Raw genomic sequence first — 12,872 nt, forward strand, 5'->3', positions numbered from 1 at the left:
CTCAGCGGCCCTCCGTCGTGTTGCTGGCTTCACTCATTGCCGCCTCATGCGCATACAGCCGCCGCTGCCGGTCGCTGCCCTTGAAGATGCGTCGCACCACCAGGAAGAACACCGGCACGAAGATCACCGCCAACACCGTGGCCGAGATCATGCCCGACAGCACGCCGGTGCCGATGGCACGCTGGCTGGCCGAGCCCGCGCCGGTGGCGAAGAACAGCGGCGTCACGCCCAGGATGAAGGCCATCGAGGTCATGATGATGGGGCGGAAGCGCAGATGGCAGGCTTCCAGGATGGCCTCGATCAGGCCCTTGCCCTCGGCCTGCAAGTCCTTCGCGAACTCGATGATCAGGATGGCGTTCTTGGCCGAGAGGCCGATGATGGTGATCAGGCCCACCTTGAAGTAGACGTCGTTGGGCATGCCGCGCAGGCTGGCACCGGCCAGCGCACCCAGCAGACCCAGCGGCACCACCAGCAGCACCGAGAGCGGGATGGACCAGCTCTCGTACAGCGCCGCCAGGCACAGGAACACCGCCAGCAGCGAGAAGGCGAGCAGGATGGTGGCTTGCGAGCCCGAGAGCTTTTCCTCGCGCGACAGGCCGGTCCACTCATAGCCGATGCCGGGCGGCAGCTGCTTGACCATCTGCTCCAGCTCGGCCATGGCCGCGCCGGTGGAGGCACCGGGCGCGGCGTCGCCGGCCAGGCGCATCGCCGGGTAGCCGTTGTAGCGCGTGGCCTGCATCTGGCCGGTGATCCAGTGGGTGCGGGCAAAGGCCGACAGCGGCACGCCCTGGCCCTTGGCATTGCTGACGTTCAGGCGCAGCAGGTCCTCGGGCTGCATGCGGGCGGCGGCATCGGCCTGCACCACCACGCGCTGCAGGCGGCCGCTGCTGGGGAAGTCGTTCACATAGGCCGAGCCCAGCTGGGTGCCGATCACCGCGGCGATCGCGTCGTAGCTGACGCCCAGGGCGTTGGCCTTCTCGCGGTCGATGTCCAGCTGCAGCTGGGGGGCGTCTTCCAGGCCGTCGGGGCGCATGCCGGTGATGAGCTTGCTCTGGCTGGCCATGCCCATCAGCTGGTTGCGCGCGTTCAGCAGCGCCTCGTGGCCGAGGCCGGCGCGGTCCTGCAGGCGCAGGGCAAAGCCGGTGGCCGTGCCCAGCTCAGGGATGGGCGGGGGCGAGAGCGGGAAGATGAAGGCATCGCGCACCGCCATCATGGCGCCGAAGGCGCGGCCGGCCAGCGCCGAGGCGCTGTGCTGCGGGCCGACGCGCTCCTCCCAGGGCTTGAGCGGCACGAACACCAGCGCGGCGTTCTGGCCCTGGCCCGAGAAGGAGAAGCCGATCACGCCCACAGTGTGCTGCACCTCGGGCTGCTTGAGCATGAAGTCTTCCACCTGCTTGACGGCCGCCTCGGTGCGGCTGGCGGTAGCGCCCGGGGGCAGCTGCACATTGACGATCAGGTAGCCCTGGTCTTCGTTGGGCAGGAAGGAGGTGGGCATGCGGGTGTAGAGCAGGCCCACGGCCGCCACCACCACGCCATACACGATCAGCATGCGGCCGCTCTTCTTCAGCAGCTTGGCCACCCAGCCCTCATAGCCCTTGGCGGTGCGCGCGAAGCCGCGGTTGAACCAGCCGAAGAAGCCGGTCTTGGCGTGCGCATGGCCGGCCTGCACCGGCTTCAGCAGGGTGGCGCACAGCGCCGGCGTGAGCGTCAGCGCCATCAGCGCCGACAGCAGCATGGAGGCCACCATGGCCAGCGAGAACTGGCGATAGATATTGCCCACCGAGCCGGCAAAAAAGGCCATCGGCACGAACACCGACACCAGCACCACGGTGATGCCGATGATGGCGCCCGAGATCTGGCTCATCGCCTTGCGCGTGGCCTGCAGGGGCGGCAGCCCCTCCTCGTTCATGATGCGCTCGACGTTCTCCACCACCACGATCGCGTCGTCGACCAGGATGCCGATCGCCAGCACCATGCCGAACAGCGTCAGCACATTGATGGAGAAGCCCATCCACAACATGATGGCGAAGGTGCCCAGCAGGGCCACCGGCACCACGATGGTGGGGATCAGGGTGTAGCGCCAGTTCTGCAGGAACAGGAACATCACCAGGAACACCAGAACGACGGCCTCGACCAGGGTCTCGACCACCTGGCTGATGGAGATCTTCACGAACTTGGACGAGTCGTAGGGGATCGCGTAGTTCACGCCCTCGGGGAAGTAGCGCTCCAGTTCCAGCATGCGCTCCTTCACCGCGGTGGCCGAGGCCAGGGCGTTGCCGCTGGGGGCCAGCTGGATGCCGATGCCGGTGCTGGGCTTGCCGTCCAGGCGTGAGTAGGAGCCATAGCTCTGGCCACCCAGCTCGATGCGCGCCACGTCCTTGAGGCGCACGCTGGAGCCGTCGGTATTGGCGCGCAGCACGATGTTGCGGAACTGGTCCACCGTCTCGAGCTGGCCCTTCACCACCACCGTGGCCGACATGGTCTGGCTGGAGAGATTGGGCAGCTCGCCGATCGAGCCCGCCGGCACTAGCGCGTTCTGCGCGCGGATGGCGGCATTCACCTCGGCCGGGCTGATGTTGAAGGACAGCAGCTTGGCCGGGTCCAGCCAGATGCGCATGGCGCGCTCGGTGCCGAACAGCTGGGCCTGGCCGATGCCGGGCAGGCGCTGCAGTTCGGGGATGATGTTGCGCGAGGCATAGTCACCCAGGGCCACCGGGTCCAGCGTGCCGTTCTTGCTGGAGAGCGTGACGAAGAGCAGGAAGTTGCTGCGCGACTTGTCCACGCGCACGCCCTGCTGCACCACCTGGGCGGGCAGGCGCGGCGTGGCGCGGCCGAGGCGGTTCTGGATCTCGACCTGGGCCAGGTCGATATTCGTGCCGGGCTCGAAGGTGACGGTGATGGCGCCGGTGCCGTTGGCCTGGCTGACCGATTCCATATAGGCCAGGCCGGGCGCGCCATTGAGCTCCTGCTCGATCACCGAGACGACGCTCTCGTCCAGGGTCTTGGCCGATGCGCCCGGGTAGGCGGTGCTGATGACCAGCGATGGCGGCGCCACCGTGGGGTACTGCGCCACCGGCAGCTTGGTGACGGAGACCGCGCCGAACACCAGGATGAACAAGGCGATCACCCAGGCGAACACCGGCCTGTCAATGAAGAAACGTGACATGTGTGGTGCCTCCTCGGCTTAGCGGCTGGCGGCGGAGGCCGGTGCTGCTGCGGCGTTGGGCACCCACGGCACCGGCGTCACCGGCGCGCCGGGCACGAACATCTTCTGGAAACCGTCGACGATGACTTGATCGCCCGGCTTGAGGCCGTCCAGCACCACCCATTGGTTGCCCTGGGCCGCGCCCACCTTGACCATGCGCGGCTCGGGCTTGTTGCCGGCGCCGACGATCAACACCGAGTCACCCTGGTTGCTGCGCTTGACCGCCTGCTGCGGCAGCAGGATGCCGGCGGGCAGCTCGGCCTGCGCCAGGCGCACGCGCACATATTGGCCGGGCAAGAGCTGACCCTCGTTGTTCGGCACCTCGGCGCGCAGCAGCACCTGGCCCGAGCTGGCGTCCACGCTCAGGTCGGTGAAGAGCAATTTGCCGGGCTTGGCCAGCTCGCTGCCATCGTCCAGGGCAATGCGCACCTGCGCCGCCTGGGCGCCGGCCGAGCGCAGTTGGCCCTTGGCCAGCGCGGCGCGCAGCTGCTGCACCTCATTGGCGCTCTGGGTGAAGTTCACGTAGACGCTGGAGGTCTGCTGGATCAGCGCCAGCTGGGTGGCCTCGGCGGCGCTCACCAGGGCGCCCTCGGTCACCAGGGCACGGCCGATGCGGCCGGAGATCGGCGCCGTCACATGGGCGTAGTCCACGTTCAGCTTGGCGGTCTGGATCGCGGCCTTGGCGGCAGCCACATCGGCCTCGGCGGACTTGGCGGCCGCCACCGAGCTCAGGTATTCCTGCTGGCTGATCGCCTTGGCATCCACCAGAGGCTTGTTGCGTTCGGCCTGAGCCGCCGCCTGGGCCAGATTGGCCTGGGCCTTGGCCAGGCTGGCCTGGGCACTTTCCAGCGCGGCCAGGTAGGGGGCCGGATCGATCTGGAACAGCGGCTGGCCGGCCTTGACCTCGCTGCCTTCGGTGAACAGGCGCTTCAGCACCACGCCGTTCACGCGCGCCCGCACCTGGGCGGTGCGCTGGGCCTCCACGCGGCCCGGTAGCTCGGTCTGCAGCGCCACCGCCTGCAACTCGGCCTTCAGCACGCCCACCGGGGCCGGCGGCGGCATGCCACCGCCACCCGCGCCGGCGGCCTTGTCGCCGCCGCCGCAGGCGCTGAGCGCCGCGGCCACCGCCACCACAAGGGGCAGCAGGTAAAGGGCGCGGGCACGCAGGCCAGCGCCGGATGAGGATGTTGCGGCGACTGTTACTGCTTCTTCTTGGACTGGCATCACGATGGGATTCCTCTCTGCAACTCGGTAGAACAACGACGAACGGCGCGTCGGTTTTCGACATGGGGATGGGGCGGAGTATAAACATACATTCGCGTATGTATGTTTCTTGACCTAAAATCCCTACACCATGGCCAGGAAAACCAAGCAAGAAGCAATGGAGACACGCCACCGCCTGCTCGACGCGGCGGAGCAGCTCTTCCATCAGCACGGGGTTTCACACACCTCGCTGCAGGATATCGCGCAGGCCGCCGGCCTGACGCGCGGCGCCATCTATTGGCACTTCGAGGACAAGGCCGAGCTCTTCGACGCCATGATGGAACGCGCCGCCATGCCGCTGGAAGAAGGCATGAGCATGACGAGCGAGGCCTCGCCGCAGCTGAGCCTGGCCGAGCTGCGCTGGGGCCTGGTGAACGTCTTCTACTCGGCCATGCACAACGAGCGCACCCGGCGCGTGTTCGAGATCGCGATGCAGAAGGTGGAGTACACCGGCGAGCTGCAGGCCCTGAAGGACCGCAAGCTCAGCGCCCATCGCGATTGGCGCGCGCAAAACCAGGCCGCGTTCGACCATGCGGTGGCCCTGGGCCAGCTGCCCAAGGCGATGGACACCCGCCTCGCCGCGATCGCCCTGGTGGCCCTGGTGGACGGGCTGATCCATCAATGGATCATGGACCCCGAGTCCTTCGACCTGATGCAGGTGGGCCAGGCCAGCGTGGAGGGCTTTCTCACCAGCCTGGCGCAAAGCGGCAGCGCCCTGCTGCCGCCCATGAGCGCCGAGGAACGGGCCCGCCTGGGCCAGGCCGGCATTTGCCGGCGCGCGGCACAAAGCCACGCCGAATGACCTTTCAAGCCCCGGGCCTTCGTCGGGAGGGTTCGGGTTTGTGCCGAGTCAAGGGACAATCGCGGGTTGCCCGCGCCCGATTGATCTGAAAGCCCTGCCGTGTCCGCCCATCCCGCCATTACCCCGCCCAAAGCCTCCAAGGCCCTGACGGCCTACCGCCCGTTCTGGGCCAAGCGCTTTGGCGTGGCGCCCTTCCTGCCGATGAGCCGGGCCGAGATGGAACAGCTGGGCTGGGATTCCTGCGACATCATCATCGTCACCGGCGACGCCTATGTGGACCATCCCAGCTTCGGCATGGCGGTGATCGGCCGCACGCTGGAGGCGCAGGGCTTTCGCGTCGGCATCATCGCGCAGCCCGATTGGCAGAGCGCCGATCCCTTCAAGGTGCTGGGCAAGCCGAACCTGTTCTTCGGCGTGGCGGCAGGCAATATGGATTCGATGATCAACCGCTACACGGCCGATCGAAAGATTCGCAGTGACGACGCCTACACGCCCGGCGGCGAGGCGGGCAAGCGGCCGGACCGCGCCACCCTGGTCTACACCCAGCGCTGCAAGGAGGCCTGGAACGATGTGCCGGTGGTGATCGGCGGCATCGAGGCCTCGCTGCGCCGCATCGCCCATTACGACTACTGGAGCGACAAGGTGCGCCGCTCCATCCTGGTGGACGCCAAGGCCGATCTGCTGGTGTATGGCAATGCCGAGCGGGCCATCGTCGAGATTGCCCACCGGTTGGCGCAACGCAAGCCCATCGAGAGCATCACCGATGTGCGCGGCACCGCCTTCATGCGCCGCACCAACGACCCGACGGCCGCCGGCTGGTTCGAGCTGGATTCCAGCTCGGTGGACCTGCCCGGCCGCGTGGACGAGCTGATCAGCCCCTACCAGGAGATCGCGCAGGAGACTTGCGACAGCGCCACCGCCTCCGACGCGCCGAAGCCGATCACCATCCACCGCAGCGGCAAGATGGCCCTGCCCCCGCGTGAACAGACCGTGATACGGCTGCCGGCCTACGAGCAGGTGAAGAGCGACCCGGTGCTGTACGCCCATGCCAACCGCGTGCTGCATCTGGAAACCAACCCCGGCAACGCGCGCGCCCTGGTGCAGAAGCACGGCGAGCGCGACCTCTGGATCAACCCACCGCCCATCCCGCTGACCACGGCCGAGATGGACCATGTGTTCGACCTCAACTACGCGCGCGCGCCGCACCCGCGCTATGCCGACGAGCATGGCGGTCATGATGGCGCGACCAAGATCCCGGCCTGGGAGATGATCCGCTTCAGCGTCAACATCATGCGCGGCTGCTTCGGCGGCTGCACCTTCTGCTCCATCACCGAGCATGAGGGCCGCATCATCCAGAGCCGCTCGGAAGACTCGGTGATCCGCGAGATCGAGGAGATGCGCGACAAGGTGAAGGGCTTCACCGGCGTGGTGTCCGACCTCGGCGGTCCCACCGCGAACATGTACCGCATCGGCTGCAAGAGCCCCGAGATCGAGGCCGCCTGCCGCAAGCCCAGCTGCGTCTACCCCGGCATCTGCCAGAACCTGCAGACCGACCACGGCCCGCTGATCCAGATGTACCGCCGCGCCCGCGCGCTCAAGGGCGTGAAGAAGATCCTGATCGGCTCGGGCCTGCGCTACGACCTGGCGATCAAGTCGCCCGAGTACATCAAGGAGCTGGTGACCCACCATGTGGGCGGTTACCTGAAGATCGCGCCCGAGCACACCGAGGGTGGGCCGCTGTCCAAAATGATGAAGCCGGGCATCGGCACGTACGACAAGTTCAAGCAGCTGTTCGAGCAGGCCAGCGAGGAAGCCGGCAAGAAGCAGTACCTGATCCCCTACTTCATCGCCGCGCATCCTGGCACCGCCGACGAGGACATGATGAATCTGGCGGTGTGGCTGAAGAAGAACGGCTTCCGCGCCGACCAGGTGCAGACCTTCTACCCCAGCCCGATGGCCACCGCCACGGCGATGTACCACACCAGCAAGAATCCGCTGAAGAAGGTCACGCGAGACAGCGAGACGGTGGACATCGTGCGCGGCGAGCGCCGCCGCCGCCTGCACAAGGCCTTCCTGCGCTACCACGATGCCAACAACTGGCCCTTGCTGCGCGAGGCCCTGCAGGCGATGGGCCGGGCCGATCTGATCGGCAACGGCAAGCACCACCTGATCCCGACCTACCAGCCGATGACGGACGGCAGCTACGAGAGCGCGCGCCGCAAGAACTCGACGCCGGTGAAACCCTGTAGCGCCAAACCGACGGCCAAGCCCGCCGGCACGGCGCCGCGCAAGGGTCAGATCTTGACCCAGCACACCGGACTGCCGCCGCGCAACACCGGAGCCAAGCCGGCGCGCCCCGCCGCCAGGCCGGGCACGGCCAAGCCGCCAAAACGCTGAGCGGGGGCTGATCAGGGCTGGGGCGGTGGCTCCGACTGCGTTTCGGCTGGCTGCGCCTGCCAGGCACGCCACAGTCTGAGCGCCTGCAAGCCCGTCTTCAGCAGGCCCAGCAGGCCGGCCACCTTGGCCGGGCGGCGCAGCATCAGCACCACGCCGGCCACCCCCAGGCCGGTGGCCGCCGCCCGCCAAGGCGGTGGCAGGCCGCGCAGCAGGCGCAGGCCGCGCCAGGCCCAGGGCATCCAGCCCAGCGGCCGCACCAGCTCGCGCACGTCGGCCTGCAGATCGCCACGCAGCGTGGCGCTGCGCATGCGCAACTCCAGCTGGCGCAGGCGCAGCGTCTGTTCTGCATCGCGCCAGATCATGATGACGAGCTCCCCAGAGCGTCGCGGTCGCGCGCCAGTTCGGCGGCGCTGGCGGCGAACACCCCGTCGGGGCTCTGCAGCCGGTCGCGCGCCCGCCCCAGCATGGCGTAGCCCAGGCCGGCGTACACCAGGCACAGCCCCAGTGCCACCGCCCAGCGCCAGCCCTCGGGGCTCAGCAGCAGCAGGGCCAAGCTCAGCATCACCACCGCTGCCATCACCAGCATCACGGCCAGCAGGGCCGTCACCAGAGCCGAGACTAGGCGCAGCTTCTCAGCCTCGAGCTCGGTGCCCAGCAGTTCCAGGCGCAGCTGCAGCAGTACCAACAGATGGCCGCCCAAGCGCTGCAGCGCTGGCTTCAGCCCGCTGCCGGCGCCATCATCAGTTGCGGGGCTGCTCATGCCTCATCTCCGTGTGAACGAATGCCAGCATTGTGCTCGCAGCGCTGCAAATCAGGGTAAGGCCTGTCCCTCCCTAGACACAGGGAGGCGCCGGCTTGGGCTACAGTCCGGCTAGCAGACAAAGACCTATGACCAAAGCCTCGAAGAAGCGCCACAACACCCGCTTGATCGCCACGATCGAGCCTGTCGGTGCGGTCCATAGTGGCGCAAAGGCTGGGCTTGAGGCAAGCTACGGCGTGCTCGTACTTGTCCGCCTCACCACCCCCAAGGTTGAATAAATGTCGGAAAGCCAGATGTCCAACAGCGCAGAGCTCGCCCCAGGCGATGACGACCTGCTGGAGTTCCTGGACGGTCCCGAGCATCACGACGAGATACCCGCGCACGAGCAACAGCCCTGGCGCATCCTGATCGTCGACGACGACGCCGATGTGCACAAGGCCACCGAGCTGGCCATGCAGGGCCTGCAGGTGGAGGGCCAGCCGCTGTCCTTTCTGCACGCCGAATCGGCCGCGCAGGCGCGCCAGGTGCTGAGCGCCGAGCCCGATCTGGCGGTGGTGCTGCTGGACGTCGTGATGGAATCGGAAGACGCCGGCCTGCAGCTGGTGCGCTTCATCCGCGACGATCTCAAGCTGCGCGCGGTGCGCATCGTGCTGCGCACCGGCCAGCCCGGCTATGCGCCCGAGATCGAGACGGTGCAGACCTACGACATCAACGACTACAAGACCAAGTCGGAGCTGACGCGCACGCGGCTCTACACCGTGCTCACCGCCGCGATCCGCTCCTACCGGCAGATCCGCGCGCTGGAAAGCAACCGCAAGGGCCTGGAGCTGATCGTCGAGGCCAGCACCGAGCTGAGCCGGCTGCAGGGCCTGCAACGCTTTGCCGAGGGCGTGGTGACCCAGCTCTGCGCCCTGCTGGGCATCCTGCCCGAGGGCCTGGTGTGCGCGCGCTCGAGCGCCGATGTGGACGATCAGTCGCGCATCGTCGCCGCCGCCGGCCAGTTCAGCAGCCTGATCAACTGCCCGCTGGGCGCGGTGCAGGTCACCAAGGTCAGGCACATCCTCACGCGCTGCCTCAGCGAGCGCCAGAACATCTACGAAGACGGCTGCACCTGCCTCTATTTCGGTCTCTCCAACGGTCGCGCCCTGGCGGCCATGGTGGACGTGGGCCGCCCCCTGGACGAGCTCGACCAGCAGCTGCTGCGCGCCTTCTGCTCCAACATCGCGGTGGGCTTCGAGAACGTGGTGCTGTATTCGCAGCTGATCGACCAGGCCTACAACGACCAGCTGCTGCACCTGCCCAATCGCACCCGTTTCATCGAGCTGCTGGAGCAGAACCTCAAGCATCCCGACGGCATCACGCTGGCGCTGATCGACCTGGACGACTTCTCCGACGTCAACGACGCCTTCGGCCACCGCTTCGGCGACCAGGTCCTGCAGGCCGTGGTGTCACGCCTGGCGGACCAGCTCGGCTTCAACACCTCGATGGCGCGCGTGGCGGCCGATGCCTTCGGCCTGATGGGCCCGAACCATCTGGTCAACGGCGACAACATCCGCAACCTGTTTGCCGAGCCCTTCACGGTGGCGGGCGAACGCCTGCAGCTCTCGGCCACCACCGGCCTGGTGCGCCTGACCGAGTCGAATTCGGTGGGCTCGGAACTGCTGCTGGATGCCCAGATCGCGCTCAAGCGCGCCAAGCAGCAGCACCGCGGCTCCTCGCAGTATTTCTCCGCCGCCATGGGTACCGACGCGCGCGAGCGCTTCAAGCTGCTGAAGGGCCTGCGCGCCGGTTTCGAGGAACGCCGTCTGTTCGTGGTCTACCAGCCTCAGGTGGATCTGGTGAGCCGCCAGCCGCTGGGCGCCGAGGCGCTGCTGCGCTGGCGCACCGCCGAGGGCCAGTTCGTGCCGCCGGACCAGTTCATCCCGCTGGCCGAGCAATCCGGGCTGATCATCAGCATCGGCGACTTCGTGCTGCGCACCGCCTGCTTCCAGCTCAAGCATCTGCGCGACCTGGGCTATCAGGACTTCCGCATGGCGGTGAACATCTCGCTGGCCCAGTTCCGCCATCCGCTCTTCATCCAGACCGTCAAGGCGGCGCTGGAAGACAGCGGCGTGCCGGGCACCAGCCTGGAGCTGGAGATCACCGAATCGATGGCGATGGAAGACATCTCCCTGGTGCTGCGCGTGCTGGCGGACATCCGCAGCACCGGCGCCTCGGTGGCGATTGACGACTTCGGCACCGGCTTCTCCTCGCTGAGCCAGCTGCGCCAGCTGGACGTGGAGCGGCTCAAGATCGACCGCGCCTTCGTGCGCGAGGCCCAGAGCAGCAATGCCGGCTCCACCATTGCGCAAATGGTGGTGAACCTGGGCCGCGGCCTGGGCATGCGCGTGATCGCCGAGGGCATCGAGACCGAAGAGCAGTGCCAATACCTGCAGACCCTGGGCTGCCACGAGGGCCAGGGTTATCTGTTCGCCAAGCCCATGATGGCCGACCAACTCCAGCTCTGGCTGGAGAGCGGTAAGGGCGAGCCGCTGCAGTAAGCCGGCCCGCCCCCTGCGCGGCAGGTGGCTACTTGCTGCGCGCGATCAACATGCCCAGCAGCAGGCCGACGCCGGCCGCCACGCCGATGGACTGCCAGGGGTTCTCGTGCACATAGTTGTCGGTGGCCTTGCCGGCGGCCTTGGCCTTCTCGATCGCAGCCTCCTGCAACTCGGTGAGATGGCGCTTGGCGCGGTCCAGGCTGGCCTGGACCTTGGCGCGCAACTCGCTGGCGCCCTCGCCGGCCTGGCCGGCGGTGGCCTTCAGCAGGGACTCGGCCTCGGCGACGACGGCGTGCAAATCTGCCACCAGGCGTTCCTTCTGGGCGTGTACTTGGTCTGACATGGCGTCCTCCGTTGCGGTACTGGGATCAATGCTTGTACACCTTATCCCAGCCCGGTGCAGCCCCAATGTCCCAGATCAACGTATCAGGCCAGCAGGGTGTCGGCGCTCACATAGGCATAGCCCAGATCGCGCGCCACCGCCTCGTAGGTGACGTGGCCGGCGGCCACGTTCAGGCCCGCCTTCAGATGCGGGTTGTCCTTGAGCGCCTGCTTCCAACCCTTGTCGGCCAGCGCCACGGCATGGCCGATGGTGGCGTTGTTGAGCGCGAAGGTGGAGGTGCGCGCCACCGCGCCGGGCATGTTCGCCACGCAGTAATGCACCACGCCGTCCACCACAAAGGTGGGCTCGGCATGGGTGGTGGCGTGCGAGGTCTCGAAGCAGCCGCCCTGGTCGATCGCCACGTCCACGATCACCGCACCCTTCCTCATGCGCGACACCATCGCGCGCGTCACCAGCTTGGGCGCCGCGGCGCCGGGGATCAGCACGCCGCCGACCACCAGATCGGCCGACAGCACCGCCTCTTCCACGCTCTGCGCCGTCGAGTACTGAGTGGTGATGCGGTTGCCGAACACCAGGTCCAGCTGGCGCAGGCGGTCAACGCTCTTGTCCAGCACGGTCACCCGCGCGCCCATGCCCACCGCCATCTGCAGCGCATGCGTGCCCACCACGCCGCCGCCCAGGATCACCACATGGGCGGGCGCCACGCCGGGCACGCCGCCCAGCAGCACGCCCATGCCGCCCTTGCTCTTTTCCAGATGCGCGGCGCCGGCCTGCACGGCCATGCGGCCGGCCACCTCACTCATGGGCGCCAGCAGCGGCAGGCCGCCGCCGGGCGCGGTGACGGTTTCGTAGGCAATGCAGATCGCGCCGCTCTTCACGAGTGCGGCGGTCTGCTCGGGGTCCGGCGCCAGGTGCAGATAGGTGTAGAGGATCTGGCCGGGGCGCAGCATCGCGCATTCCTGCGGCTGCGGCTCCTTGACCTTGACGATCATCTCGCTCTGCGCAAACACCGTGGCGGCGTCGGGCGCCAGCTGCGCGCCGGCGGCCAGGTACTGCTCGTCATCCAGCCCGATGGCGGCGCCGGCACCGGCCTGCACCAGCACGCTGTGGCCGCGGCTGCTGAGTTCGCGCACGCTGGCGGGCGTCAGGCCCACGCGGTACTCGTGGTTCTTGATTTCCTTGGGGCATCCGATCTTCATGGCTTGTCTCCGTTCTTGTAGGACTTGGCTCCGCGCTTTGTACGACCGGCAGCCGTCCGAGCGCAAATGGCATTTGCCGCGCTACAGCGGCATTAGCAACGCTAATCGGCGCTAATCCGCCGCCTCTTCCCAACGCTCGACCAGGAAGAAACCCTCGGTGGCACGCCCCAGCAGGCGCAGGCGGCGCCCCTCCAGCGCCTCCAGCTCGGAGTCGCGAAAGGGGTTGCCGCCCACGCGCCGCAGCACATGCTGCAGCCCCTGGGCGTCCTCCAGCACCATGCCCCGGTGCTCGCTCTTCGTGCCCTGCGCCAGCAGGCGCTTGCTGATCTTGCCCACGATCTCGCTCATCGGCCAACCTTTGTG

General features: G+C 67.7%; 10 protein-coding genes. 3 read left to right on the plus strand and 7 right to left on the minus strand.

What is annotated here, in order from left to right:
• Position 1 precedes the first annotated feature (1 nt).
• Both PFX98_RS03205 and PFX98_RS03210 read right to left on the minus strand, forming a co-directional pair.
• Positions 2-3,166 carry an efflux RND transporter permease subunit gene (locus PFX98_RS03205; RefSeq protein WP_285233729.1) on the minus strand — a complete coding sequence of 1,055 codons (3,165 nt, stop codon included), beginning with the start codon at positions 3,164-3,166 and terminating at the stop codon, positions 2-4.
• Positions 3,167-3,184: 18 nt separating this feature from the next.
• Entirely contained in the window at positions 3,185-4,429 is a 1,245-nt protein-coding gene (locus PFX98_RS03210) for an efflux RND transporter periplasmic adaptor subunit (protein ID WP_425334688.1), read from the minus strand.
• A 157-nt stretch (positions 4,430-4,586) separates the two neighbouring features.
• Here PFX98_RS03210 and PFX98_RS03215 point away from each other — a divergent pair, with 157 nt between their 5' ends.
• Positions 4,587-5,270, plus strand: coding sequence for a TetR family transcriptional regulator (locus PFX98_RS03215; RefSeq protein ID WP_285233731.1), 684 nt, complete (start codon positions 4,587-4,589; stop codon positions 5,268-5,270).
• Between the two features lie 99 nt (positions 5,271-5,369).
• On the plus strand, positions 5,370-7,667 hold the full coding sequence (locus PFX98_RS03220; protein WP_285233732.1) for a YgiQ family radical SAM protein: 2,298 nt from the start codon (positions 5,370-5,372) through the stop codon (positions 7,665-7,667).
• A gap of 11 nt (positions 7,668-7,678) precedes the next feature.
• On the opposite strand, the gene PFX98_RS03225 is transcribed toward PFX98_RS03220, so the two are convergent.
• Complete coding sequence (locus tag PFX98_RS03225) at positions 7,679-8,029, minus strand: hypothetical protein (protein WP_285233733.1); 351 nt, start codon at positions 8,027-8,029, stop codon at positions 7,679-7,681.
• Complete coding sequence (locus PFX98_RS03230; RefSeq protein WP_285233734.1) at positions 8,026-8,427, minus strand: phage holin family protein; 402 nt, start codon at positions 8,425-8,427, stop codon at positions 8,026-8,028. Before PFX98_RS03230 ends, PFX98_RS03225 begins: the two co-directional genes overlap by 4 nt.
• Before the next feature lie 293 nt (positions 8,428-8,720).
• Between PFX98_RS03230 and PFX98_RS03235 the strand changes: the two genes are divergently transcribed.
• The gene (locus PFX98_RS03235) at positions 8,721-10,967 is read left to right on the plus strand and encodes a putative bifunctional diguanylate cyclase/phosphodiesterase (RefSeq protein ID WP_285233735.1); all 2,247 of its coding nucleotides are present in this window, start codon (positions 8,721-8,723) and stop codon (positions 10,965-10,967) included.
• 28 nt (positions 10,968-10,995) lie between these two features.
• Here PFX98_RS03235 and PFX98_RS03240 read toward each other — a convergent pair whose 3' ends face one another.
• The 3 genes from PFX98_RS03240 to PFX98_RS03250 all read right to left on the minus strand — a co-directional run bounded on the left by PFX98_RS03240 (position 10,996) and on the right by PFX98_RS03250 (position 12,857).
• A complete protein-coding gene (locus PFX98_RS03240) occupies positions 10,996-11,310 on the minus strand; it encodes an ElaB/YgaM/YqjD family protein (protein WP_285233736.1) in 315 nt (104 codons plus the stop codon).
• Between the two features lie 83 nt (positions 11,311-11,393).
• Positions 11,394-12,509, minus strand: a complete 1,116-nt coding sequence (gene ald, locus PFX98_RS03245) for an alanine dehydrogenase (protein WP_285233737.1) — start codon at positions 12,507-12,509, stop codon at positions 11,394-11,396.
• 111 nt (positions 12,510-12,620) lie between these two features.
• Positions 12,621-12,857 carry a hypothetical protein gene (locus PFX98_RS03250; RefSeq protein ID WP_285233738.1) on the minus strand — a complete coding sequence of 79 codons (237 nt, stop codon included), beginning with the start codon at positions 12,855-12,857 and terminating at the stop codon, positions 12,621-12,623.
• Positions 12,858-12,872 lie beyond the last annotated feature (15 nt).

It is taken from the genome of Paucibacter sediminis (genome assembly GCF_030254645.1).
Lineage (GTDB): Bacteria > Pseudomonadota > Gammaproteobacteria > Burkholderiales > Burkholderiaceae_C > Paucibacter_B > Paucibacter_B sediminis.